19 protein-coding genes are annotated in these 25,779 nt (G+C 40.4%); 11 read left to right on the forward strand and 8 right to left on the reverse strand.

Translation table 11 applies throughout. The annotated features are described in order from the left end of the window. Positions 1-53: 53 nt before the first annotated feature. Genes JKG64_RS12245 through JKG64_RS12265 form a run of 5 tightly spaced genes read left to right on the forward strand, consistent with a single transcriptional unit; the run spans position 54 to position 6,696 of the window. Positions 54-1,310, forward strand: a complete 1,257-nt coding sequence (locus tag JKG64_RS12245; RefSeq protein ID WP_210354609.1) for a TolC family protein — start codon at positions 54-56, stop codon at positions 1,308-1,310. Positions 1,311-1,321: 11 nt separating this feature from the next. After that, a complete protein-coding gene (locus JKG64_RS12250) occupies positions 1,322-2,422 on the forward strand; it encodes an efflux RND transporter periplasmic adaptor subunit (protein WP_210354610.1) in 1,101 nt (366 codons plus the stop codon). A gap of 6 nt (positions 2,423-2,428) precedes the next feature. Continuing rightward, positions 2,429-5,524 carry an efflux RND transporter permease subunit gene (locus JKG64_RS12255; RefSeq protein WP_210354611.1) on the forward strand — a complete coding sequence of 1,032 codons (3,096 nt, stop codon included), beginning with the start codon at positions 2,429-2,431 and terminating at the stop codon, positions 5,522-5,524. Positions 5,525-5,573: 49 nt separating this feature from the next. After that, entirely contained in the window at positions 5,574-6,101 is a 528-nt protein-coding gene (locus JKG64_RS12260) for a hypothetical protein (RefSeq protein ID WP_210354612.1), read from the forward strand. Between the two features lies 1 nt (position 6,102). Beyond that, a complete protein-coding gene (locus JKG64_RS12265; RefSeq protein ID WP_210354613.1) occupies positions 6,103-6,696 on the forward strand; it encodes an LURP-one-related/scramblase family protein in 594 nt (197 codons plus the stop codon). Between the two features lie 17 nt (positions 6,697-6,713). Here the strand turns inward: JKG64_RS12265 and JKG64_RS12270 are convergent, their stop codons facing one another. Next, on the reverse strand, positions 6,714-7,553 hold the full coding sequence (locus tag JKG64_RS12270) for a prephenate dehydrogenase (RefSeq protein WP_210354614.1): 840 nt from the start codon (positions 7,551-7,553) through the stop codon (positions 6,714-6,716). Positions 7,554-7,626: 73 nt separating this feature from the next. Then, on the reverse strand, positions 7,627-8,790 hold the full coding sequence (locus JKG64_RS12275) for a pyridoxal phosphate-dependent aminotransferase (RefSeq protein ID WP_210354615.1): 1,164 nt from the start codon (positions 8,788-8,790) through the stop codon (positions 7,627-7,629). Between the two features lie 222 nt (positions 8,791-9,012). Between JKG64_RS12275 and JKG64_RS12280 the strand changes: the two genes are divergently transcribed. The 4 genes from JKG64_RS12280 (at position 9,013) to JKG64_RS12295 (ending at position 13,536) form a co-directional block, all read left to right on the forward strand. Next, positions 9,013-10,851: an ABC transporter ATP-binding protein gene (locus JKG64_RS12280; RefSeq protein WP_210354616.1), complete on the forward strand. Its 1,839-nt coding sequence runs from the start codon at positions 9,013-9,015 to the stop codon at positions 10,849-10,851. A gap of 118 nt (positions 10,852-10,969) precedes the next feature. Then, on the forward strand, positions 10,970-12,160 hold the full coding sequence (gene mqnE, locus JKG64_RS12285; RefSeq protein ID WP_210354617.1) for an aminofutalosine synthase MqnE: 1,191 nt from the start codon (positions 10,970-10,972) through the stop codon (positions 12,158-12,160). Between the two features lie 9 nt (positions 12,161-12,169). Continuing rightward, the gene (locus tag JKG64_RS12290) at positions 12,170-12,790 is read left to right on the forward strand and encodes a histidine phosphatase family protein (RefSeq protein WP_210354618.1); all 621 of its coding nucleotides are present in this window, start codon (positions 12,170-12,172) and stop codon (positions 12,788-12,790) included. Beyond that, positions 12,790-13,536: a menaquinone biosynthetic enzyme MqnA/MqnD family protein gene (locus tag JKG64_RS12295; protein WP_210354619.1), complete on the forward strand. Its 747-nt coding sequence runs from the start codon at positions 12,790-12,792 to the stop codon at positions 13,534-13,536. Before JKG64_RS12290 ends, JKG64_RS12295 begins: the two co-directional genes overlap by 1 nt. Before the next feature lie 16 nt (positions 13,537-13,552). Here JKG64_RS12295 and JKG64_RS12300 read toward each other — a convergent pair whose 3' ends face one another. The 3 genes from JKG64_RS12300 to JKG64_RS12310 all read right to left on the reverse strand — a co-directional run bounded on the left by JKG64_RS12300 (position 13,553) and on the right by JKG64_RS12310 (position 18,347). After that, positions 13,553-16,591, reverse strand: a complete 3,039-nt coding sequence (locus JKG64_RS12300; protein WP_210354620.1) for an AAA family ATPase — start codon at positions 16,589-16,591, stop codon at positions 13,553-13,555. 6 nt (positions 16,592-16,597) lie between these two features. Next, positions 16,598-17,824 carry a metallophosphoesterase family protein gene (locus JKG64_RS12305; protein ID WP_210354621.1) on the reverse strand — a complete coding sequence of 409 codons (1,227 nt, stop codon included), beginning with the start codon at positions 17,822-17,824 and terminating at the stop codon, positions 16,598-16,600. Between the two features lie 109 nt (positions 17,825-17,933). After that, the gene (locus JKG64_RS12310) at positions 17,934-18,347 is read right to left on the reverse strand and encodes a c-type cytochrome (protein ID WP_246512584.1); all 414 of its coding nucleotides are present in this window, start codon (positions 18,345-18,347) and stop codon (positions 17,934-17,936) included. Positions 18,348-18,539: 192 nt separating this feature from the next. Between JKG64_RS12310 and JKG64_RS12315 the strand changes: the two genes are divergently transcribed. Continuing rightward, the gene (locus JKG64_RS12315; RefSeq protein ID WP_210354622.1) at positions 18,540-19,232 is read left to right on the forward strand and encodes a carboxylesterase family protein; all 693 of its coding nucleotides are present in this window, start codon (positions 18,540-18,542) and stop codon (positions 19,230-19,232) included. A 49-nt stretch (positions 19,233-19,281) separates the two neighbouring features. Here the strand turns inward: JKG64_RS12315 and JKG64_RS12320 are convergent, their stop codons facing one another. From JKG64_RS12320 to gyrA, 3 genes are read right to left on the reverse strand one after another with little or no spacing between them, the layout of a single operon-like run. After that, positions 19,282-20,448 carry a tetratricopeptide repeat protein gene (locus JKG64_RS12320; protein WP_210354623.1) on the reverse strand — a complete coding sequence of 389 codons (1,167 nt, stop codon included), beginning with the start codon at positions 20,446-20,448 and terminating at the stop codon, positions 19,282-19,284. Between the two features lie 24 nt (positions 20,449-20,472). Further along, positions 20,473-21,570, reverse strand: coding sequence for a tetratricopeptide repeat protein (locus JKG64_RS12325; RefSeq protein ID WP_210354624.1), 1,098 nt, complete (start codon positions 21,568-21,570; stop codon positions 20,473-20,475). Positions 21,571-21,577: 7 nt separating this feature from the next. Beyond that, positions 21,578-24,142 (reverse strand): DNA gyrase subunit A, encoded by a 2,565-nt coding sequence (gyrA, locus tag JKG64_RS12330; RefSeq protein WP_210354625.1) that lies wholly within the window; start codon positions 24,140-24,142, stop codon positions 21,578-21,580. A gap of 487 nt (positions 24,143-24,629) precedes the next feature. Between gyrA and serC the strand changes: the two genes are divergently transcribed. Beyond that, the gene (gene serC / locus JKG64_RS12335; protein ID WP_210354626.1) at positions 24,630-25,697 is read left to right on the forward strand and encodes a 3-phosphoserine/phosphohydroxythreonine transaminase; all 1,068 of its coding nucleotides are present in this window, start codon (positions 24,630-24,632) and stop codon (positions 25,695-25,697) included. Positions 25,698-25,779: the final 82 nt, after the last annotated feature.

A 25,779-nucleotide genomic window follows, 5' to 3' on the forward strand; every position in this document is an offset into this window, starting at 1 on the left:
TATCGGACTTCACCTTAATGTACGGCAGGTAATTTTGCGGTATAAAACAAAAAATGGTGAGAAAGATCTTTTTATTAATCTCCTTATTTCTAATTAAGGGGACAATCTATGCACAATCTTATTCCCTATCTGACTTAGAAGCGTTATTTCTTAAAAATAATTATTTGCTTTTGGCTCAGCGCTATAATATACAGCGGGTAGATGCAGAGGTGCTTCAGGAGAAAGTGTGGAGTAACCCCACATTGAGTATTAGTGAGATAAACCTGTGGAAAAATACAGGCTACGAAGAACTGCCTCCAATATTCGGAAATTATGGAAAAGCACAGCAGGTATCGATAGAACTCGAGCAGTTGATCGAAACAGCAGGTAAGCGTAAAAAGAGAGTTGCACTGAAAAATCTGGAAAAGAATGATGCACTACTCGAATATGAAGAACTCCTACGCCAACTTAAAAAGGAACTACGACAAGGGTTCTATAAGGTCGAACGGCTAGCCACTGAAGAAATACAGCTCCAAACTGTAATAACGCTATATGAAGAATTACAAAAACAATATGCCAGTCAGGTGCAAAAGCAGAATGTATCGCAAGCTGATTTTTATCGGATACAATCGGAGCTGGTCGCTTTGCAGAGAGAGGCGATGGCGCTAGAATCCGACAAGCTGGAAGCGCTAAGTGCTTTACGTATCCTGACGCAGCTGTCGGATCTGAATTCCAAAGATTTGATGTTTGATCGATCAATGACTTTTAAGCTTTCTAGCCTTCCTAAGGATATGATGGCGATGGCATTGGAGCAGAATATAGGACTGAAGCGTCAGGAGAATGCTTCGCAGTCTGCAGAAAAAAGGTTTGTTCTGGAGCGCGCTATGCGTAAACCGGATGTTACGGTGCAGTTGGGGTATGATCGCGGAGGGAATATAATGCGTGATTTTGTCGGTCTGGGGGCTCAGATAGATCTGCCCATATTCAATAGAAATAAAGGCAATATTAAAGCAGCTCAGTTTGAAATTGAACAGGAAAAGTCTGTGGGACTATCAGTACGCGCGGAGTTAGAATCTACGCTCATGCGCTTGCAAAGTCAATTGCATAGTTACGAACGAATGTTGCAACGTTGGGATAAAGAGCGGATTATGGATCAGGAGAAGATGTGGATCAGCTACAATAAGCACTTGCAGAGTCGTCAGATTACGCTGTTGGAGTTTATTGACTTTACACAGGCCTATAAAGAGGCTCAGCAGTCCCAGGCAGAGCTTCTGGAGGATTATAAGAGTACCTACGAAGAGTTACAATATATTGTTGGAAAAGAGTTTTAGAATATTTACAGATGAAGCATAGTTACTTAGTATTGGCACAGATAGTTGGATTATTACTGTTCGTCGGGTGCAAGCAGACCTCCACATCCAAAGAAGATGGAGTTGCGAAGCAGGATACCTTCTGCCTGAATGATATGTTAAAGAAGAAAACAGGTATAGTCGCTGTCGAAGAGCGTCCTATAATGGAACAGTTGACACTGTCGGGCAAAATCGAATATAATGAGAATGATCTGGTGGCTTTCCGAAGTTTGCTGGAAGGTAGTGTAGAGCAGGTACAGTTTGAGCTCGGTGATTATGTCCGTAAAGGACAGGTGCTGGCTACGATCCGTTCGGCAGAGATCCAAGGGCTGTATCAAGAGAAGCGAAATCAGGAGAATCAGATCCAACTGTTGAAAAACCAGATTCAGACAAAAAAGGAAATGCTTCAAGACGGTTTGTTTTCTGCTCCGGAGCTATTACAGATGGAACATGAACTTGAACATGCACGGATTGAACTGGACCGTATCGTTCAGTCGTTGGCATTGTATCGAGCTGTTGGTTCGAATTCCTTTCAGGTCCTAGCTCCCAAAGATGGTTATATCATCCAGAAATCTATAAGTGCAGGCCAAAATATTGTGTCGGATAGTGATCCTTTGTTCTCGATATCTAACCTGAAGGAAGTGTGGGTGATGGTGAATATCTATGCAACTAATCTAAGGTATGTACAGGTCGGTGATCAGGTTAAGGTGAGGACTATTGCTTATCCAGATCAGGTGTATCCAGGCAAGATTGATAAGATATATAACGTATTTGACGATAACGAGCATGTGCTCAAAGCACGGGTGGTTTTGTCTAATCCGACGCTACGCCTAATGCCGGGATTGAGTGCGGATATCATTATAGATAAAAATAATAGCCAAGGGACAGCACTTGCTATTCCTAATAATGCGGTGGTATTTCACAGTAATCACGAGCATATTGTCGTTTATAAAGACGATTGTCACCTTCGGACTCTTCCGATTACGAAAGTTGGGAGTAATGAAGAGTATACATTCATAGCGGAGAAATTGCAACCCGGAGAGCAGGTGGTAGGTTCAAACGCATTGTTGATTTATGAAGAGTTAAACAAATAGGGAAAGATGAAGAGATTAGTACAGCGCTTGGTTACATTTTCTTTGCATAATACGACATTTGTGTTGTTTGCTACATTGGCTTTGTTGTTTGCAGGAGTCTATGCACTCCGGCATACCGCTATCGAGGCCTTCCCAGATGTGACCAATACACGCGCACGTATCATAACACAATGGCCTGGCCGGAGTGCTGAGGAAATGGAAAAACTAGTCACCTTACCTATTTCCAAAGAAGTGAACAGTATACCCCACAAATCGAACGTGCGGTCTATATCATTATTTGGTCTATCGGTCGTGACGGTTCAGTTTGAAGATGGAGTGGATGATTTTTATGCACAGCAATATGTGGCTAACAAACTCAATGGGGTAAATTTACCCGAAGGGGCAGAAGCTGAAATCGAACCACCATCCGGTGCTACAGGCGAAATTTTTAGGTATATCATTCGCTCGGATAAGCCTATCCGCGATATTACAGCGATACAGGATTGGGTTATCGAAAGAGAGCTATTAGGGGTACCTGGAGTAGCCGATGTGGTCAGTTTTGGTGGTGAAGAGAAAATATACGAGATCAAAATCAATCCAACTGAATTAAAAAACTTTGACCTCACGCCACTGGATGTATATGAGGCGGTATCGAGGTCGAATATTAACGTAGGTGGAGATGTAATCGAGCAAGGAGATCAGGCGTATGTCGTGAGGGGAGTTGGCCTGTTGGATAAAATCGAAGATATCGGTAATATCACGGTCAAGCTGAACGGTACGGTACCGGTATTGATCAAGAATGTGGCCGAAGTAGTGGTGTCGAGCAAACCGCGTTTAGGACAGGTTAGCTTTAACGAACATGAAGATGTGGTGCAAGGGATTGTCGTGATGTTACGTGGAGAGAATCCATCGGAGGTGATTGCAGGCTTGAAAAACAAGATTGAAGAATTGAACGATAGGGTACTACCAGAAGGGGTGAGAATGGAGACGGTTATTGATCGGACTAAGCTGGTAGATAACACCGTAAGGACGGTGTCAGGCAATCTTATTGAAGGGATATTGTTGGTCTCTCTTATCGTATTTATATTCTTATATAATTGGAAATCAACGTTTATTGTTGCGTCTGTAATTCCGCTGTCTTTTCTGTTTGCGATTATTGCGCTAAAAATACAGGGACTCCCGGCGAATCTGATTTCAATGGGTTCATTGGATTTTGGATTGTTACTGGAAGGAACACTAGTGATCGTAGAGACCGTATTTGTCGCATTGGCTACCTTATCACATCGTGTAGGACCTGAGCGTTTTGCGAAGATGAGTAAACTGGGGCTTATCAAAAAGAGTACGGGAAGCGTTGCAACCTACATCTTTTTTGCGCTGAGTATCCTTATTGTTGCACTGTTACCAATCTTTTCTTTTCAAAAAGTAGAAGGCAAGATGTTCTCTCCTTTGGCATTTACACTGGGCTATGCGCTTTTAGGTTCGTTGATATTGAGTTTGACCTATGTGCCAGCGATGTGTAAGTTGTTGTTTACGAAAGGGGTCGAGGAAAAGGAAAACTTTGTCACGCGGTTCTTTCAGCGTAGCATCTATGGACTGTATGATACGGCATTCCGCTATAAGAAGATGACTATTGGACTTTTTATAGCACTGTTGGCATTATGTGCTTTTAAGTTTTCGCATTATGGTTCAGAATTCTTACCTAAGCTTAATGAAGGCGCAATCTATATCCGGGCGACATTGCCTAACAGTGTGAATCTGAAAGAATCGACTAAGCTCACGAAGGAGATGAAAGAACTGATGATGCAGGGGTCTGAAGAGATTGAGTTTATACTGACGCAGACGGGACGACCTAATGATGGTACAGATCCAACCGGATTTTTTAATATCGAATTTAATGTGCAGCTTAAGGATGCCAAGGATTGGAAGCGAAGTGTCTCTAAAGAAGATATCATCCAAGAGCTTCGTGATAAACTGGCACATTATCCAGGTGTTAGTTTTGGATTCAGCCAGCCTATACAGGATAATGTGGAAGAGTACGTTGCTGGAGTGAAAAGTTCGTTGGTCATTAAAATATTTGGTACTGATCTGTATGACCTTGAAAATTATGCTGACCAAGTCGCTTCCTCTATCGCAAAAGTGGAGGGGATAACGGATATCAATGTGTATAAGAATATTGGATTGCCCGAATTGCGCATACAATTGCACGATGCTAAGATGGCTAGATATGGCGTATTTACTTCGGATGTTCAGGCGGTTATTGCGATGACGATAGGAGGGCAGGCTGCAACAAAATTCTATGAAGATGATCGGCAATTTGATGTAATGGTACGTTTTGAAGAGGGATATCGGGATACAAAGGAAAAAATCGGTAATATCCTAATACCGACGAGTAATGGGCAAAATATTCCGCTACAAGAGATTGCGACGATAGGTTATCAGACGGGACCTGCATTTATCTATCGGGAAGGTAATAGTCGATATATCGGTGTTGGCTTTAGTATCGATGGCCGAGATTTGGGAAGTACTATCGAAGAGGCTAGAAAGGTGGTGGATAAAGAGGTTAAGTTGCCCAAAGGACATCATATGGAATGGGCAGGTGAGTTCGAAAGTAAAGAACGTGCCGCCAAGCAGCTGGCTATGGTTGTTCCGATATCATTGGTGCTAATTCTGCTATTGTTGTATTCTAACTTTGGAAATTTTAAAGATACGGCTATTTCTTCACTGACGCTTGCTTTCGCATTTATAGGTGGATTTATATCATTATGGGCGACAGGAACAGTCTTTGGAATATCGGCAGGAATAGGTTTTATCATTCTTTTTGGGGTGGCGACAATTGACGGAATTGTGCTGATCGGTGTGATCCGGGATAATATCCGACACAAAATGAAATTGAGGGAGGCGATAGATAGCGGGGTCCGGAGTCGTATACGTCCTGTGGTCATGATAGCCTTGATGGGGTCTATGGGGCTATTTCCGGCAGCAATGTCTACTGGTATGGGGTCTGAAATCCAAAAACCACTGGCTATTATGATTGTTGGTGGGCTACTGATCTGTCTTATTCTGTCTTTCACCGTGATCCCGGTGGTGTTTTACTGGGTATATGCGAAAGACCAAAAGAAGTAAAATATAAGGAATAGGGGTTAGAGTATAGATAATTGTTTATTTTTGCGGTATGAGCAAAAATAAACAGAACAAGGGACAAAAGGAAGTGCCGCAGCGGCCGGTAGATAAGTACTTTAAGGATATGGACAGTATATTCGTAAAGGGAAATAAAGCGCTGTATGCCCTCTTTTTGTTCCTTGCTTTTTTTGGAATAATGGGGCTTATATGGATGATCCCTTTTCCTCAATTTGATTTTTTGATTCGTATGAATGCACATACGTTCTTGAATTGGGGATCTTTATTTATTGCTATTGTAGTGTATAGTTACCTCAAACTAGCCCCAACACTTTCCTATGCGGTGTTATTTTGTATAGGGATTATGAGCTTTTTTATTGTGCAGCTCGAGTATGTAGAGCGGGATGGCGGACCATCTGTGGTGCTGGTGTGTTCCAGTATTGCGCTTGTTTCCTTGTCGGTTTTATTTTTATTGCTCAGAAAGGAAGGAAGTCTAGGGCTTAAACATCTGGTGAAACTGCTGGGAATCGGACCGATCTGGTTATGGTCTAAGGTGTTTGATAGCTTTAAATGGAAATATTAAGATGAGTACATTTAACTACCCTTTGCGGTTTCAATTCAAGATCGGAACTCTGGCGAATGATTTTATTGCAAAGGATGCCTCTGGGAACACGGTTTGTTATGTGCGTGAAAAAATATTTGCTTGGCGTGATCAAATAAAAATTTACAGTGATGAATCCAAATCCAATCTGCTTTATGAATTGGTATCTGATAAATTGATTGATTTTCAACAGACGTTTACAATCAGCGACCATTCAGGTAGGGTAGTGGGTAAGGTGCGGAGAAAAACGCTTCGATCACTATGGAGATCGACCTTCCGATTGATGGATGGTGCAGATAATCATGATCATACAATACAGGAGAAAAATCCCTGGACGAAGTTTATGGATGGGCTTTTTGGTGAGATCCCTTTGATAGGTATATTATCGGGCTATGTCTTTAATCCTGCCTACCTCTTATCCAATAGCGATGGCGAAGTATTGTTCGAAATAAAGAAGGAACCTTCTTTTTTCGGACGTAAATTTACTGTACATAAGCTATCGTCGGATGTGGTGGACGAAGAACGTTTTGTCCTGAGCCTAATGTTAATGGTATTAATAGAAAGAAGCAATGGTTAACCATTGCTTCTCTTGCTCTATTTTATAATCCTTTTTATCTTATTGGACTTCTTTATAAGTTTGTGCAGGCCTTCGTAATCTTCATCTTCTAATTTACGATGTAGTTTTTGAAGCTGCTTGATGTGTTCTTCCAAAACTTCCAATACATTACTTCTATTCTGTTTAAATATAGGTGTCCACATATCGGGAGACGATTTGGCAAGACGCACGGTAGACTCAAATCCCGAGCCCGCTAGTTCAAAAATCCGACCCTGTGACTTTTCTTTTTCCAATACCGTCAATGCCAGTGCAAATGAAGTCAAGTGAGATATATGCGATACGTATGCCGTATGCATATCATGTTCTTCGGCATTCATAAATACAGATTTCATCTCCAACTGTTCGGTGATAGCATCTGCTATATCAAATGCATCTTCATCAGTACGGAAGGCATCGACATATACCATATTTTTGTCTTTAAACAAATTTGGTATAGCTGCCTCGGGACCCGAATATTCTGTTCCTGCCATCGGATGGGCTGCGATGTAACGCCCTCGTTTGGGATGATCAGCGATAAGTTGCAATATATTTATTTTAGTCGACCCCATATCGATGATGACTTGTGTATCAATCTGATCGAGAATAGTGGGAGCCAACTGCATAATTGCATCAACAGGTATTGTTAGTACAATTACTTTGGCTTGCTTTATGGCGTCTTCCAACGTCATAATCTCATCAACCAGACCTAACTGTATTGCTTTTTTTTGATTGGATTCGCTCTTGTCTACCCCAATTATTTTGTCGAAAGATTTTGTTTCTTTCAATCGGATGGCTGTAGACCCGCCAATTAATCCGATTCCGACAATAGCTATGTTCATTTTATAGTATTTAGATGTGAGGTATCATAGCCTTATCAGCCATTTAACTCCGTAACCTTATAACTCAATAATCCTATTTGACCATTATTCCGATTCGTGCCAGTGCCTTATCTAGAATCTCCGTTGTTGCGCATAGGCTAATACGGATGTACCGATCTCCTGCATTACCAAATATACCGCCAGGAGTTATAAAAACTTTAGCATCATATAGCACTTTGTCACTTAGTGCATAGCCATCCGTATATTGCTCAGGAACTTTGGCCCATACGAAGAGTCCGACCTGATTGGTATCATACTGACAACCCAGTAGGTCCATAATTTCAAAGACCTTTTTGCGACGTTGTGTATAAGCTTCGTTCAGCTGGGTATACCATGATTTGTCCAAAGATAGGGCTTTTGCAGCTGCAAGTTGTAAGGGCAAGAACATGCCTGAGTCCATATTGCTTTTGAATCGTAAAATCTCATTAATTCGGTTTTCGCTAGCGACGAGCATGCCAATACGCCATCCGGCCATGTTGGATGATTTGCTCAGAGAGTTTAATTCGATTGTCACTTCCTTGGCACCTTCTACGGCCATGATGCTCTCCGGATGATCATTTAATATAAAGCTATAAGGATTGTCATGGCAGATCAGTATATTATGTTTCTTTCCGAAGGCTACCACAGCTTCAAAGAAATGTCTATTGGCTCGGGCTCCGGTAGGCATATGCGGATAGTTGATCCACATCATTTTGACCTTGCTGAGATCCATTTTTTCTATTGCTTCAAAATCGACAAGCCAATTGTTGTTCTGTGTCAGATCATAAGGGACCACGGTGGCTCCAGAAATCTTTACAGCCGAAGTATAGGCAGGGTACCCAGGGTTGGGAATAAGCACCTGGTCACCTTCCTGTAAGTAAGTCATACATATATGTACTATACCTTCCTTGGATCCTATTAATGGAAGAATTTCTGTTGCTGGATTTAAAGTAACATGATAATATCGCGAATACCAATCGGCCATAGCTTGACGTAACACAGGGGATCCTTTGTAGTTTTGATAACCATGTGTATGGGTCTGAGCAGCTTGCTCGGTCAGTACTTGGATGACTTCTGGATGCGGCGGTAGGTCAGGACTTCCGATACCTAGATTGATTACCTGTGCTCCGGCCTTGTTCATCTCGTCAATTTCTCTCAACTTCTTAGAAAAGTAATACTCTTCCGTCTGTTGTAGCCTTTTCGCAACTTCAATATTCATTATTTTAAATTTGGTGCTAAATTTATAAAAACAAAATTGCTTTGTTGAATTATTTGATTATAAAATAGGTAATAACTGTAAATTGTGTAAAATAGAAGTTGTTAACCTGACTCAGCAAGGACGCATGGGGTAAATGATCAATATACTGACGAAATACTAGTATTAGTCAAAAGTAGGATTGATGGAGGTTTTTTTCTATTTTTGTTATTCTTAATTTTTTGGATGAAGACATACTTTAGACTATTATCTTTTGCTAAACCAATAAGTAGATTTGCAATACCCTATGTTTTTTGTACAATTATCACGGTTGTATTCGGAACATTAAATCTGGCTTTGTTGATGCCTCTATTATCTGTGTTATTTAAAGGTAGTGGAGATGTGCCTGAAGAAGCTGTTGCTGTCTTAGCTAAGCCGGATAATTTTTACGATATAGGGCAATGGTTTAAATACCTATCTAATACATTATATGTGGAATTAGGCCCATACGAAGCACTCAAGTATATCTGTATTGTGATCGTAATTTCGGTATTTATCTCTAACCTATTCCGTTATTTCTGTCAGCGGATTATGGAAAATTTTAGGATTCATACCTTGTTGAAATTGCGTAAGGCTGTGTTTGATAGCGTGATGGACCTACATCTAGGATTCTTTACCAATCAAAGAAAAGGAGATGTTATCTCTAAAATAGCCTCAGATGTACAGACTGTTCAGTATTCGGTGACTGGTACGCTTCAGGTTGTATTTAAGGAACCGCTTCAATTGATTGCTTATCTTGTTGCCTTATTTTTGCTCTCACCACAATTGACGCTTTTTTCCATAGCGGTCATTCCTGTTTCTGGATTTTTGATTGCACGTATTGTGAAGGGATTAAAGAAAGAAGCATTAGCAGGACAGGAATCTTTTGCTAATATGATTACCTACTTGGATGAAGCATTGTCCGGTATAAAAATCATTAAGTCGTTTAATGCTACGCGATTTGTGAAAGATCGCTTCCATGATGAAAATGAACGTTTTGCTTCTATTCTGCGTAAAATGGCAGCCCGTCAACAAATGAGTTCACCGGTTTCGGAGCTGTTGGGAGTGGTCATGGTAGCCATTATATTGTTGTATGGTGGTAGTTTGGTGTTGTCAGGACAGGGAAGTTTGTCTGCAGAGGCGTTTATTACTTATATCGGTATATTTTCTCAGGTAATGCGGCCTGCGAAAGCATTGACGGATTCTTTTAGTGGAATTCATAATGGATTGGCCGCAGGTGAGCGTGTGTTGGAACTGATCGATGAGAAATGCCTGGTAGAGGATAAACAGAATGCGGAGATCGTGAGTACCTTTGACAATGCGATCAAATTTGAGAATGTAGATTTTAGCTACGGTGAACGTAATGTGCTTACAGGTCTCAACCTGGTCATCGAAAAAGGACAGACCGTAGCCTTGGTAGGACCTTCTGGTGGAGGTAAATCTACTTTGGTTGATTTGATTCCACGGTTTATGGATGTGACCTCAGGTGCTGTGACATTTGATGGTAAGGATGTGCGTGATTTGAATCAGGATTCCCTTCGAGCGCTGATTGGAACAGTAAATCAGGAGTCTATACTATTTAATGATACGATCTTTAATAATATTGCTTTTGGAATTCCGTCGGCTACATTGGAACAGGTTGAAAAAGCAGCCCGCATAGCGAATGCGCATGAATTTATCATGCACACGGACGAAGGATATCAAACTAATATTGGGGATCGAGGAGCTAAGCTCTCAGGAGGTCAACGACAACGCATATGTATCGCACGGGCTGTGCTGAAGAACCCACCGATTATGTTGTTGGATGAAGCGACATCGGCATTGGATACCGAGTCCGAAAGATTGGTACAGGACTCGCTGTATAAATTAATGGAGAATAGAACGACAGTGGTTATTGCCCATAGGTTGAGCACGATACAAAGCGCTGATAAAATTGTTGTATTGGAGGCTGGAAAGATAGTGGAGGTAGGATCACATACAGAGCTATTGACTAAGAATGGATTGTACCGCAGATTAATTGATATGCAGCAATTCGCAGATGCTTAAACACTCTTTTATCTACTATTGATTGGATGTAAAAAAGCGATGTAATCTGGATATTTTGCGTGAGGTTATTGGTGAATACGCAGCATTTTAGTTAAGTTTGAATTAGAAGAAGAGACACATGGATGCGAACAAAGAGCTTGATTTTTTAATCAACAGTGAATTAGATACGGACTTAAAAAGAATAGCAGAGAAGGTTGTAGCCCAAGAACGTATTACTTTTGAAGAAGGAGTAATGCTCTATGAAAAAGGGGAACTGAATTATCTAGGTGTTCTAGCGAACTATATCAGAGAGCGTAAACACGGAAACCGCACTTATTTTAACAGAAATTTTCATATTGAACCTACCAACGTATGTGTGTACGATTGTAAGTTCTGTTCTTACTCGCGATTGATCAAACAACGCGATGAAGGATGGGAAATGGATGTAGAAGGTATGATGGATGTCGTTAGGCGCTATGATAATGAAGCTGTAACCGAAGTGCATATTACAGGAGGTGTCGTGCCTAAACAGAATCTGGAGTTTTATGCTGATTTTTTTAAACAGTGCAAAGCACACCGTCCAGAGCTGCATATCAAGGGGTTAACTCCCGTAGAATATTACTATATCTTCAAGAAAGCCAAGTTAAGCCATTACGAAGGAATGAAATACCTAAAAGAATGTGGCTTAGATTCGATGCCTGGAGGAGGAGCGGAGATTTTCCACCCAGAGGTGCGTGAAAAAATTGCACATGATAAATGTACAGCGGAGCAATGGCTGGATATACATATGCAGGCACATGCACTGGGTATGAATACAAATGCAACGATGCTCTATGGGCATATTGAAGAATACTGGCATAGGGTAGATCATATGGAACGCCTGCGCCAATTGCAGGATAAAACTGGAGGATTTCAGACTTTTATACCTTTGAAATTCAGAAATAAGGATAACCAGATGTCTGATATTCCAGAAGTTTCGGTAATCGAAGATTTAAGGAACTATGCTATCGCACGTATCTATCTTGATAATTTTGACCATATCAAGGCTTACTGGGCTATGATATCGAGGGATACTGCCCAACTATCTTTGGCCTATGGGGTCAATGATATTGATGGGACGCTAGATGATACTACGAAGATTTATAGTATGGCTGGTGCGGAGGAGCAAACGCCCGCAATGAGTACACAACAATTGGTGGAGCTGATCCGAAATGTAGGACGCCACCCGATTGAAAGAGATACCTTGTATAATGTCGTGACGGATTATAAGGATGTGGTTTTTGAAGACGATAAGTCTAAACGTTACTACGCTTTGCCCGTAGTGAATTAAGCAAATATATTGAAGAAAAGTTTCTATTTTATAAGACATGGGCAGACCGACCTTAACCTAAAAGGTATTGTGCAGGGGAGGGGAGTGGATTCTCCGCTGAATGCAAATGGTCTCCAACAAGCTGAGGCATTCTATGATGCTTATAAGGATGTAGATTTTGATAAAATTTATACTTCTACATTGTTGCGTACACATCAAACTGTCGAACCCTTTAGTGCGAAAAATATTTCGGTAGAACAGTTGGAGGGATTGGATGAGATTAGTTGGGGCATATATGAGGGGCAGGAACAAAACGAGACCATCATGAGCGGTTTTGAAGCGTTGGTCCAGGCTTGGCGTAATGATGAACTGGATGTCCGGGTCGAAAATGGAGAGTCCCCCAATGAGCTTGTCGTTCGGCAGAGACATGCCATAGATTATATGCTAACGAAAACGGACGAAAAGAAGATACTAGTCTGTATGCATGGACGTGCATTACGTATCATGTTATGCCATCTGACGAATGTTCCCGTTCGTCAGATGGATGATTTTCCACATACAAATACGGCACTGTATATTGTGGATTATGAAGATGGTGTATTTTCGATATCGGATTACTACAATACAGAACATTTGAAAGGATTATTATAATGAGTAAAGTAAGGGTTTCGGCTGTTAGCTATACCAATACATTGCCATTTTTGCAGGGGGTCAAAGCTTCGTCTGTAATGGAGATGATTGAGTTGAGTGTAGACTACCCCGCAGAATGTGCACGAAAAGTGATTACGAATGAAGCCGATCTAGGAATTATACCTGTGGCCGCACTATTGAAGGTAGCCGATCCGATGATTATTACGGATTATTGTATCGGTTCGGATGGGGCCGTGGATTCTGTTTTTATCTTCTCGGATAAACCTATAGAGCAGATCAAGTCGCTTCGTCTGGACTTACAGTCGAGAACATCGAATGGATTAGCTCGTATTCTTTTGAAATACTATTGGAAAAACGAAGTCGATATTGTTTGGGAAGGCAATGCAGAGGCTTATGTTTTGATCGGTGACCGTACTTTTGGAAAGAAAGAAACAGTACCTTATGTATATGATTTAGGTTATTTTTGGAAGGAGCTGACGGGCTTACCTTTTGCATATGCAGTGTGGGTCGCCAATAAAGAATTACCTGTTGATTTTGTGGATCTATTCAATCAAGCGCTGGCAGAGGGGGTTGCCCATCCGAAAGATGTTATAGCAGGACTGCCTCCCTATCCAAATTTCGATTATGAGTTCTATCTCACCAGGAGTCTGGATTTTAATTTAGATGATCGTAAGAGACAGGCTATCGAGAAGTACCTCGAACTTTATAAAACTTTAGAAGAAATAGAAAAAGCTCCTACAAAATAGGAGCTTTTTCTATTAGCTAGTTATGGGTAATCTGGCTTCCCTTTTCGAGGTCTTTGGTGATAGAAACCGATCGCGGCATGCGTTCCTTTAATTCGTCGACGTGGGATATTATTCCTACAACTCTGTTTTCATGATGCAGATATTGTAAGGTATCAAAGACGGTATTAATACTTTCGGCATCCTGCGTGCCAAACCCTTCGTCGATAAAGAAAAAGTTTCGGTCTGCTTTGTTGAGGGATTGGATATTTTCGGCCAATGCTAAAGCTAAACAAAGGGAGGCCTGAAAACTTTGTCCACCAGAGAGTGTTTTGACAGATCGTTGATGCCCTTCGTGAAGGAAGTCGATAACTTCAAACTCGTTGCTTTCATTGAGACATAGGCTGAGCTGATTTTTGGTCAGTCTATGGAAACGTTGGTTTGCGATCTCACAAAGACGGGCTAAATGTATGCTAGAAACATAGTTTATAAATCCATTGCCCTTGAACATATTGTCGAGGATTCTAAGGTTTTCTTTACGACTATTAAGCTGTTCGTAGGAGGAAAGAAGTGTTTTTTTCTTGCCCAACTCTATGGTAAGACGGGCTAGTTCTTTTTCTAGGGTACCGCTTAATGTCAGCTCTAGCTCAAGTTCTTCCTTCTTGAGTTCATGTATTTTTTCGATCTCTTCAAATGCTTCCTGTGAAAATGTACTATTTTTCATCAGTTCTCTTAGTTCGGCAATCCGTGTATGTAGCGTGTTATACTGCACGTAGAATTGTTGTATCCTTTCGCGTGTCTTTAGGATATCAAAACTTTTCTCGAGAATGGATTTTACAATGGTGATATCTTCAAATTGGAATTCCTTTAACAGGCTATTGATTGTGCCTTGCAAAGCCTGCAATTGAGCTGTGAGTGTTATATATTGTTCGTGGGCTTCAGTATACTGACCTGCAACCGCTGCAAATTGAGTTCGCCTTTGGTTTAGAATTTCATTCCATTCTATATATTGTTTTTCAACGGTTTCAATTTTACGTTCTAACTCAGCCAGCGCTTTAACGAGTGTAGCCTTGTCTGCTTTTTCGTAAGACGCGTGATCGGAGATTGTTTTCAGTTGTTGTATATTGTGGCTTATCTTGGCGTCGACAATCTTTACCTGGTTTTTGAAGTCATCCAAAGATTTTTCATATTTGGCCAGATTTTCTTGTGTTTCTTGGATTTGCTTTCGAATATCTTTGATGGAGTTTTCCTGCTCAAGGATCTTTACTTCTAACTGTTGTGCCTGTTTTTTTTGTGTTTCAAAGCTGTTGCGATTCCCTTTTTCGAAATTGTTCCAGGTAAAGGTACTGTCGTGTAGCGAAATCAAATCGTTAATTTCTTTTTCCTGTTGTTTTAAGCCTTTAGTTTCATTCAACTTATCTGTGATAAGAACCGTCACTGCCGATACCTTAGCATATTGCTCTCTAAGTTCCTGATCTAGTTGTGTTAATTTGTCTCGCTCGTTGTCGAGTACTTTTACTTCGAGTACCCAGTCTTCTTCATGCATTGGGGCCGGATGCTCTAAAGACCCACATAAGGGACAAGGAGATCCGTCATGTAGTTTTAATACATATTGAGAGAGTTCTTGTTTGACAAGTAATGCATTTTCTCTTTCTTTTAAAAGATTACTCGCTGTAGCAACCTTATCTATCTTGTCTTTGAGTATCTCTTGCCAGTTCGTCTCCGAAAGATTGATTTCTTCGAGCTGTCTTCTATAACTTGCAAGATCCTGAGTCAACTTGGCGATTTTAGTGTGAACGTCTAGGGTGTCTTTTTGTAGCTGTTCCTGCTTTTGATACCAATTTTCGACAGCCATCAACTCTTGTGTTTGGATTCGCGAGTTTTTCGCTGTTTCGAGCTGTTCTTCTTCTTTTCCAAGCTGTACCGAAAGCTCTTTCTCTTTCTGACGGGTCTGCTCTATAAAAGGAGTACCACGGTCGACACGGCTTTGTAATTCAATTTTTTGTTGTTGCAGATCGGTATTCGTAATCAACAGCCTGTAATCATCTGTTTTTTTTCGGGAGGTAGCCAGGGCTTCGTAATCCTCCTTTATGCCTTCCAGCTGCGATGCAGTCTCCGCAATTTGGGTATTTAGTAATTGTTTGTTGTCTTTGAGCTTTTCTATTTTGATCAATAGTTGCTCTTTACGGGAAGTGATGTCATGAAGGTTATTGATCGGTTCTCTAAAGTTTTGGGTTACCGATTCGAACTGTTGCAGTTCTTTTTCGTAACGTTGAATCTGGGGGTGCTGTAATTCCAGGTCAGCTAGCTGTTGCTCTTTATGGTCAAGATCGCTTTTGTTTTCTTTTTCTAACCGTAGTGCATGAAGCTGTTGTGTTATTTTTTCAAACTCTAACTTAACATCTGCTAAGTTTCTCTTTGATTCTATTAGTGAACGTTCCTGTTCTACAATGATTTCTTCGGAAACTTCATCATAGCCCGTAAGTGCACCTTTAATATGTTCTATCTTTTTGTTGTTATCACTCTGGAGTAGGCTGACCTTAGGCCCGAGATCATATTGGTTCAGAAAGAATATTTCTTTCATCATATCCGATCGCTCTTTACCTTTGAGTTCGAGAAATTCCATGAACTGCCCTTGCGGGATGATGATCGTACGTCTAAAATTTGGATAGGACAGATTGGTAACTTTGGCGCCATCTGCTGATTCTAAGGGAAGCCAATTGCTGTCTTGCCACTCGTAGGCATATCGTTCGATACTCGTTGTCTCTTCAAATTTCTTTTTACGGCGCCATTGCGCTACAAAGCGGAACTTGCGTCCTTCAAAATTGAGAAAGTGAAAGTCGATAATCGCTGTATCTGATTTTAAATTGAGCATGTTGTATGCTCTTTTTTCCTGTTTGTTGAGCCGTTCTGTTTCGCCATATAGGGCAAAGCTGATAGCTTCCAAAATAGAAGATTTTCCCGAACCGACTGCTCCAAATATTCCAAATAATCCACCTTCTGTGAGCTGTGTGAAGTCAACTTCTTGTTTTTTTTGGTAGGAATAAAGACCTTCTAAACTTAAATATATTGGTAGCATAGTAATTTATCCTTCTATATCTTTATTTTGTGTGAGCACTTCTTTGAATAAAGTGTTGATTTCTTCATTGGGGGCCTGACCGTATTTGCTTTTAAAATAGTCGGTAAATAGGGAATATATATCTTGGTCCAAGCGGACGGGATTACTGGCATCCGTACTTTCATGGATACCTGGCAAAACAGGTATAACATGGATTATTCCATCGTGTGCCTCATGCAGTCTTTTTAGTTCCTGAGATGATAGGTAAGCGTCTGTAACCATGGTCAATTCGATGAGTGTATTCGGATTAGTAACAAGCCAGCTTACCGCCTCGTCTACAGAATTGAATTTTTTTCGATGAAGCTTTCGTCCTTTTGTTAGACTGATGGGCGTCAACCGCACCGCTTGCTCGGGTTCAATATCAATAAGCACTACTTTTTTCGTTTGACCGGCCTCGGCAAAGGAATAGGAGAGCGGAGCACTTGAATATATGACTGGTGCGTGATGCCCCGGTATACGTTGATAACGGTGTAGGTGTCCCATTGCCGTGTATTGGATCGCATCAGGTATACCATCAGTATAGGTGATATCGGCATTACCTATTTTAATTGGCTTCTCTCCTTCGGGCTCCTCTAATAATTCGCCCCCACGTTCCATCATATAAAGATGCGCTGTCAGTATATTGACACCTTTGTGATCACAGTATTGATCTGCCAATGTTTTCCAATGAGCGCTGAGCCACTGGTTAAGTTGATTAGATTTGTCTTCAATCCCTAGAAATTGCCTGAGCCGTATCTCATTGGCATAGGGGGTAGTAAGTAATCGTATGGGATAGGGAATATGTTTGAGCTGGATCTCCAGGAAACCATGATCTGTTTTAGTAATTCGGAAATGATCTTCACTGGCAAACGGACTGATCAATGCATTTGGATAACCGATAAAGATAATACCGCAGGCTTTGGCCAAGGGGTCGGCCGAGTCTATACGGTCTGGTGAATCGTGGTTGCCAGCAATTGCAATCACTGGCCGATTCCCATTTGCAGTAAGTCGTTTTAGGGTATTGTATAAAAGTTCAGTAGCTTCTACTGAAGGGTTGAATGTGTCAAAAAGATCGCCAGCGACAATCACTAGGTCTACTTCTTGTTGTTCTGTAATTTGGCATATTTCATCTAAAACCTCCTTTTGTTCTTCCAGTCTTGATACAAAATCAAGACGTTTTCCTAAATGCCAGTCAGCGGTGTGGAGTATTCTCATGGATATAAACCTGTATTTAAATTTTTAATGTCCCCTAGAGACAGGACCTCTTTTTATAGAGGAAAAATACAGATTTATATCCGAAATAGTAGTTAATAAATGTAAAACTTTAAGGTTGTATCGCTACGGTCTTAGGTTCTTTATTCCCATTGTGGCATGTTTCGCACGTAATGTTTTGAATAACACCCTCGTGTTCATACTTGAAATATTTAGTGTTTATTTTTTTTGTCATCTTCATCATTTCCCGGGCGATGTTTTTATGAGGATTTGAATCGCTGGCGAAATCTAAACCTTTCTCTCCATTGGGTTTTGCCGCATGGCAATAGTTGCATTTTACTCCTAACGCAGTGTTAAAGCCCTTCATGACGGTCTCTAAGTCTTCATGTGAGATGTTTTTAGGAAGTACTTTTAAGTTTTTTGGTCCATCAGACTGAACTTTTAAGGGAGCATCTGTAAAAGCACTGATGGCAAATACTACGGTCATAATGCCGGATAGAATAAGGAGTTTTGAACGATTTATCATGGTTATCTGTATTTTGCTATAGGCAATATAGCGATTTGTTTTTAATTGTCATAATAAAGTCATGTGAAGTGATCTTATATTATTTCTTGTAAGGTTGTTGTGTAGCTAATACTTTAAAGATTCAGAAATGATGTTTTGAAACATCATGTTGGTTTTATAGCTTTGCGCTCTTACTAAACGACAGCGTAATTTATGAAAAAGAGCCTTTTTATAGTGTTATTGTTTATCTGCCCAATGATTCAGGTTTTCGCGAAAGACATAACGCCAATAAAGAATAAAACAGCTTATGATTTTTTGTTGCGGCTCCCTGAGAACTACGAAGAAATAGGCGACAAGCAACCCATTTTGGTCTTTTTGCATGGAAAGAGTTTATCAGGTACTGATTTGACAAAGGTAAAGCGTTATGGTGTTTTGTATGCTATGGAAAGGGGACATGAGATTCCGGGAATTATTGTTGCACCACAAACATCCAACGGTTGGAATCCTGATCAGGTAATGGAGGTAATAGACTACGTTCTTGCGAATTATAATGCAGATAGTTCGAGGGTATATGTGTGTGGAATGAGCATGGGAGGTTATGGGACGATGGATTTGGCTGGAAAGTATCCAGATAGGATTGCGGCCGCTGTAGCTATCTGTGGCGGAGGTACGCTTGGATATGCTTGCAATTTGACACAGGTTCCCTTATGGATTCAACATGGAAACCGTGATCGGGCAGTACCTCTATCAGAATCAAAAAAAATGTTTAATGCTATCAAAAAATGCGACAGTGATGCCGATGTTACTTTAACAGTGATTGCAGACGGGACTCATGGAAGCGTAGAGCGATTATTTCATCAGGATAAAATCTATGAATGGTTGTTTTCTTATAGAAAGCTTAAATAAAAAAAGAGATGCCGTAGGCATCTCTTTTTTTATTTAAGCTTTTGTATTTCTACAGTGCATCAATTTTTGCTTGAATAGCTTTTCCTTTATCTTCTTGTTGTAAGAAGTCATAAAGGCCTTTTAATCCTTTTAAAGCACTTTCATTTTTAGGATCGTTTTCAACAACTTTTAAAAAGTGAGCTTCTGCAGGTTTAATTTGCTCTTTCAGTTCGTTGATTTTTGCAGTGAACTGATTATTTGAAAGACTCTTGTCTTCGTTTACTTTTTGGAGCTTTTCGCGGATACCATTCATCAATACAACACCTGCATTTAGATTTGCATCATTGTAGTTAGGGTCGATCTGTACCGCTTTTGTATAAGCTGCATATGCTTTATCCGTATCATTATTAGCACTATGTGCAATTCCTAGATAGTAGTACAGATTTTTGTTGTTTCCATCCTTAGAAATTTGGTTTTCAATCTCGCTGATAATTTTAGCCTCGTTACCTACAATAAGATTCAACTCTATATTCTGTACGACAGCATCATTCTCATTCGGATATGCTTTTGCGGCCAATGCGGCATACTCTAAGGCGCTTGTCGTGTCTTTGAGCGACAAATAGAGCTTTGGTAGGTCTACCATTACAGCTTTGTGCTGCGAGTAGTCTTTTTTATCAATAAGTTGCTTATACTTATCAATTCCATTTTTGTAGTCGTTGTTCTGTATCGCCGCTAATCCTGCGTAGTAGGTTAGGGTAGTGTCACCAGGCATATAGCCCAACGCTTTATTAAACGAATCGTAAGCAGCTTGGTATTCTTTTTTGTCCCAAAAACCAACACCATGGTTGAAATTGAAAGAGTACAAGTTTTGTTCTGCTACTCCAATATTTGAAGCATTTTTATTGTCTTTGTCCAGCTCCTTGGCTTTGACTATCCCTTCAGCTGCTTTTGTAGCGTTTTCTTCACTTTTTTCGTCTACCGCCAAACTGGCGTAAACTAATGAATAGTATGTCCACGTCTCGGCTAAGTCTTTGGTCTTTTCATGCACAGAAGCAGCATCAATGGCTTCTTTCGCTGTTTTTAGGAATGAAGTTCCTAATTGGGCAGAGCCACTGCTTCTCAACTCTTCATATTTTTGAATGTTGGAAGCGGCTTTCTTCAGGTTGCTCGATTGCGCAAATACAGTAGTACCTGCTGTGACCATCGCTGATAAAATTATTGCTTTTTTTAAATCCATATCTAATTCTAAATTATACTATTTTTAATTATTGGAAAGCTGATTCAGTAGCACATTGACCCGATCCAATTGGTCATCATCGTCAGCAGCTTCATAGTACATTGCTAGTCCTTTTAGTGCATTGATTGCATAGGGCTGTATACCATTGGCTTTTAAGAGATAATCTTGTGCACTGTATTGTGCTTCTAAATTGTCCTTGTCTTTCAAAAATTGATTCAAGAAAATAAGTCCCATCGCAAGGTTAGCGTCATAGTTATTTTCATCGAGTTCTATAATTTTGGTATAGTACTTCTTTGCCAAATTGATGTTTCCTCCATTTTCATTCGCAAACCCTGCCAAGTAAAGTAATTCTACATTTTCAGGTTCGTATTTAATGGCTTCATCAATAATCGGTGTGATAGCTGCATAGCGCTGATGATCCGCATAATTCTGAATCAACAAAAAGAGAATCTTTTTGTTGTCCATAAATTTGTTTCTTGCGGCCTGAAGTGTATTGAGATAAAGCTGTGGCTCTTTCTTAGTCTCGTATAATGACGCAAGCGCCAAGTATTTTCCCGCATCGGCATCGGTAGTTTTGATAATCTGGCTATAATAATTTATAGCATCATCTGTTTTTCCTGCCTGTGCTGCCAATAGCGCTAAGTTGTTTAGAACATCCTCGGATTTAGTACCAAGCTGTTCTACCCTTAAAAAACTAGTATAGGCTTTCTCAAAATCCTTGACTTCTATTGCTTTATTTGCTTTGTAAATATAAGCCGCAGTAAGATTCTGATTTACATAATTAATTTCACTTTCAAAGCCTCCCTTATCCTTTTGCTTTAACTTTTCTATTGCCGAAAGCGCAATATCGATTGGATCTCGATCTGTCTTTATTTTTCGGGTAGAATCGGCATAAGCAAGTGAGCTATAGACTAGCGCACGGAGTATGTTGTTCTTTGAAGATAAGGAGTCTTTCTTAGAAGCAAAAGTGGCGTCACTGAATTTTTTTGCACTTTCCAGTTGCTTGATATCACCCGTCTGTGTATAACGGGCAAAACTGTTGGAGCCCTCCTTATGATTGGATTGGGCTACAACAGTTGCGCTTAAACTTACTAATAATAGGGAAGCTATTATTGTTTTCATGTTTTAATTATTCTGTTTCGTCAGTTGCTGAATCTTCAGCATCTTTAGTTTCAGAAGTCGCATCAGCATCTACGTCTGACTCTTCACCTTCTTCTTCCTCCTCTTCTCTTGCGACTTTTGTAATTGATGCTATTTCGTCTGTCTCTTTCAATGTTATTAGGCGAACCCCTTGTGTCGCACGGCCCATAACACGAAGCGAGTCTACTCCGATACGGATTACGATACCTGACTTATTAATAATCATTAAATCGTCATTGTCCGTAACACCTTTAATAGCGACAAGCTCTCCGGTTTTCTCGGTAACGTTGATTGTTTTGACTCCTTTACCACCACGGTTGGTGATACGGTAGTCTTCAATATCTGTACGCTTACCATAACCTTTTTCTGATACAACAAGCACGCTAAGTTCTGAATTGTCCACACTAATCATGCCAACAACTTCGTCTGTCGTCGTGTCAAGTGTTATACCACGTACACCAGTAGCAGTACGACCCATCGGACGAACCGTAGATTCGTTGAAGCGAATAGCACGGCCTGAGCGTAGCGCCATTACAATCTCGCTAGATCCACTTGTCAGACATGCTTCGATCAATTGGTCTCCTTCGTTAATATTGATGGCATTAATTCCATTCGCACGAGGACGTGAGTAAGCCTCTAGAGATGTCTTCTTGATGGTACCTTGTTTAGTACACATAATAATGAAGTTGTTCTCTAGGTACTCCTGATCTTTAAGGTTTTTGACTAATATGTACGCTTTTATTTTTTCATCTTTTGGAATATTGATGATATTCTGTAAAGCTCTACCTCTTGATGTTCTACTGCCTTCAGGAATCTCAAATGCTCTTAGCCAGAAACAACGACCTGTTTCGGTAAATAGGAGCATATAGTTGTGTGCGGTAGCGGTGATGATGTGCTCTGTAAAATCTTCATCACGGGTATTGGAACCTATGGCTCCTTTACCACCACGTCCTTGGCGTTTGTATTCACTTAAAGGGGTGCGTTTGACATAGCTGTTGTGTGATATGGTGATCACGATTTCTTCATCATCAACAAAGTCTTCCATCGTCATGTCTTCTGCTGAATGAACAATGATAGATCTGCGCTCGTCTCCGTATTTTTCTTGGATTTCTAAGAGTTCATCTTTGATGATTTTCATACGAAGACCCTCATCAGCAAGTACTTCTTTCAAGTATTCGATTGTCTTCATCAATTCTGCATACTCTTCTTTGATTTTATCACGTTCTAGTCCTGTAAGACGACGTAACGTCATATCGAGAATTGCACGAGCCTGTATGTCAGATAGGCCAAATCTTTCCATTAATCCTACTCTAGCATCCTCTGGAGTATCTGAGCTACGGATTAATTTGATGACCTCATCCAAGTGGTCTAATGCAATCAGGTAACCCTCTAGTATATGGGCCCGTTTTTCAGCTTCCGCTAGTTCGAATTTGGTACGACGTACGACGACATCATGACGGTGTTCTACAAACTCATGAATCATATCTTTCAGATTCATCAACATCGGACGGCCTTTTACAAGGGCGATGTTATTGACTGAAAAAGAGGATTGCAAAGAAGTATGTTTGTATAGGTTGTTCAACACCACATTAGCGTTGGCATCACGTTTTATTTCATAGATAATACGCACATCGCGTGTTGATTCATCTCTAATTTCCGAAATCCCTTCGATTTTTTTGTCATTGATAAGATCAACCGTACGTTTGATCATATCTGCTTTGTTGACCAAGTAAGGGATTTCAGTAACGATAATAATTTCGCGACCTGATTTTGTCGTTTCGATTTCGGCTTTAGCACGCATGACGACACGGCCTCTACCTGTTTCAAACGCTTCACGGACACCATTGAAACCATAAATGATACCTCCCGTAGGGAAATCAGGCCCCTTGATGTATTGCATCAATTCTGGGATCTCGATATCTCTGTTATCAATATAGGCAGCGATACCTCCGATTACTTCGGTCAAATTATGAGGAGCCATATTGGTCGCCATACCTACAGCGATACCAGAAGCACCATTCACAAGTAGGTTAGGTACCCGAGTAGGAAGAACAGAAGGTTCTTCTAAAGAGTCATCAAAGTTGAGTTGGAAATCTACGGTGTCTTTTTTGATATCTGAAAGCATTTCTTCTGCGATCTTGCGTAACCGAGCCTCGGTATAACGCATTGCTGCAGGAGGGTCACCGTCCAGCGAGCCGTAGTTTCCTTGACCATCTACTAATGGATAGCGCATGGACCAACTTTGAGCCATACGTACCATTGCTTCGTAAACAGAAGAGTCACCATGTGGGTGATATTTACCTAAGACATCCCCAACAATACGAGCTGATTTTTTATAAGGTTTGCCCGAGTTTACTCCGAGCTCTTCCATACCATATAATACACGTCTATGCACGGGCTTGAAGCCATCTCTTGCATCTGGGAGCGCTCTTGACACGATTACCGACATCGAGTAGTCGATGTAAGCGGACTTCATCTGGTCTTCGATGTTGATTTTAACTACCCTGTCATGAGCAGGAACTAGATTATTTTCATTTTCTGTTTCTTCAGCCATATTTACCTGGTTTCTGTAAAACTAATAAAGTGCCATTGAATAAGGCACTACGCATGCGAAGATACGATTTTTTTTTCTGAAAATGTCTGTTTTTAATGGACATCAAGAACTTTCATGTCTGTCGTTGATCCAAAAGAATCATAAAAGTTTTTTCTGAAATTTTAGGGTCCGAAAGGACTTTAGAACTTTTAAAGCGAATAAAAATAACGAATGACTGTGATCACTGATTTGATTCTCGAGTTTTAGTGTAGGTCTAAGAATTTAAAACAAAATAGGTAGGCCTGGAGGGATGTTAGCGCTTCTGTTTTCTGATTTAAAGACTTGTAATGCATCTTTTTATCCTTATTGTGTGTTTTTTGTAGAGAAATTTTATTAAATCGCTTGATTGGTTGAGTATTTGGTAATAATTAATTGTTTGTGTTATTATTAATATAAAAAAACTTGTTACATTTGTTCATAATTTCACTTATTACACACAAACAACGAGATGAAACATAATTTTGGTGCTGGTCCTTGTATCCTGCCACAGGAAGTTTTTAAAGAAGCCTCTGAGGCTGTATTAGATTTCAATAATACGGGTTTATCTATCTTAGAGATTTCTCACCGATCAAAGGAATTTGAAGCAGTAATTGTAGAGGCAGAGCGTTTGGTGCGCGAATTGCTGAATGTGCCACTGAATTACTCTATTTTATTCCTTCAAGGTGGGGCGAGTCAGCAATTTGCGATGTTGCCAATGAATTTACTGCCTGAAGGCGGAAAAGCAGCGTATCTAGATACGGGAGTATGGGCTTCAAAGGCGGCGAAAGAAGCTAAGAATATAGGCTCTGTAGAGATTATCGCATCCTCTAGCGATAAGAACTATAACTACATTCCCAAAGGGTATTCTATTCCTTTGGATGCCGCTTATTTTCACTATACGTCAAACAATACAATCTATGGGACGGAGGTTTTTGATGTTCCTGTAACGACTGTTCCTATCGCGGTGGATATGTCGTCGGATATTTTCAGTAGAGATATTGATATTCGTGATTTTGATTTGATCTACGCCGGAGCTCAAAAAAATATGGGACCAGCGGGATTGACATTGGTTATCGTAAAAGACGAGATTTTAGGAAAGACAGGACGTACGATACCTACTATTTTTGATTATCAGCCTCATATTAAAGCAGGATCAATGTACAATACACCTGCTGTATTCTCTATTTATGTGGCTATGCTTAATCTTCGCTGGTTGAAGGCTAAAGGTGGCGTAGCGGTTATCGAGCAGGAAAATATCATCAAGGCGCGTACGCTGTATGATGAGATTGATCGAAATCCATTCTTCAAAGGAACTGCTGAGCTAGAAGATCGCTCACGGATGAACGTGACTTTTGTAATGGATTCTCCAGAGTTGGAAGCAGAGTTTTTAGCTTTGGCTAAAGAACGGGATTTGATAGGTATTAAAGGGTACCGTTCGGTGGGCGGATTCAGAGCTTCTATCTATAATGCATTGAGCATAACTTCGATCAATGCGTTGGTGGATGCGATGCGCGAATTTGAGGATAAACATAAATAACGGGTAGTGATGACGTTATCGAGTTCTCTGGTTAAAAAGCTGAAAGGTTAAAAGTGAACGACTGAACAGGTTAACAAGATCA

This window comes from Sphingobacterium tabacisoli, from assembly GCF_017908035.1.
GTDB classification, from domain to species: Bacteria; Bacteroidota; Bacteroidia; order Sphingobacteriales; family Sphingobacteriaceae; genus Sphingobacterium; species Sphingobacterium tabacisoli.

Coding starts and splice junctions, on each gene's coding strand:
- JKG64_RS12315 (WP_210354622.1), top strand. CDS start 18,540: ATGAAAAAGAGCCTTTTTATAGTGTTATTGTTTATCTGCCCAATGATT.
- serC (WP_210354626.1), top strand. CDS start 24,630: ATGAAACATAATTTTGGTGCTGGTCCTTGTATCCTGCCACAGGAAGTT.
- JKG64_RS12255 (WP_210354611.1), top strand. CDS start 2,429: ATGAAGAGATTAGTACAGCGCTTGGTTACATTTTCTTTGCATAATACG.
- mqnE (WP_210354617.1), top strand. CDS start 10,970: ATGGATGCGAACAAAGAGCTTGATTTTTTAATCAACAGTGAATTAGAT.
- JKG64_RS12275 (WP_210354615.1), bottom strand. CDS start 8,790: ATGAATATTGAAGTTGCGAAAAGGCTACAACAGACGGAAGAGTATTAC.
- JKG64_RS12250 (WP_210354610.1), top strand. CDS start 1,322: ATGAAGCATAGTTACTTAGTATTGGCACAGATAGTTGGATTATTACTG.
- JKG64_RS12310 (WP_246512584.1), bottom strand. CDS start 18,347: ATGATAAATCGTTCAAAACTCCTTATTCTATCCGGCATTATGACCGTA.
- JKG64_RS12245 (WP_210354609.1), top strand. CDS start 54: ATGGTGAGAAAGATCTTTTTATTAATCTCCTTATTTCTAATTAAGGGG.
- gyrA (WP_210354625.1), bottom strand. CDS start 24,142: ATGGCTGAAGAAACAGAAAATGAAAATAATCTAGTTCCTGCTCATGAC.
- JKG64_RS12300 (WP_210354620.1), bottom strand. CDS start 16,591: ATGCTACCAATATATTTAAGTTTAGAAGGTCTTTATTCCTACCAAAAA.
- JKG64_RS12325 (WP_210354624.1), bottom strand. CDS start 21,570: ATGAAAACAATAATAGCTTCCCTATTATTAGTAAGTTTAAGCGCAACT.
- JKG64_RS12270 (WP_210354614.1), bottom strand. CDS start 7,553: ATGAACATAGCTATTGTCGGAATCGGATTAATTGGCGGGTCTACAGCC.
- JKG64_RS12260 (WP_210354612.1), top strand. CDS start 5,574: ATGAGCAAAAATAAACAGAACAAGGGACAAAAGGAAGTGCCGCAGCGG.
- JKG64_RS12305 (WP_210354621.1), bottom strand. CDS start 17,824: ATGAGAATACTCCACACCGCTGACTGGCATTTAGGAAAACGTCTTGAT.
- JKG64_RS12295 (WP_210354619.1), top strand. CDS start 12,790: ATGAGTAAAGTAAGGGTTTCGGCTGTTAGCTATACCAATACATTGCCA.
- JKG64_RS12320 (WP_210354623.1), bottom strand. CDS start 20,448: ATGGATTTAAAAAAAGCAATAATTTTATCAGCGATGGTCACAGCAGGT.
- JKG64_RS12265 (WP_210354613.1), top strand. CDS start 6,103: ATGAGTACATTTAACTACCCTTTGCGGTTTCAATTCAAGATCGGAACT.
- JKG64_RS12280 (WP_210354616.1), top strand. CDS start 9,013: ATGAAGACATACTTTAGACTATTATCTTTTGCTAAACCAATAAGTAGA.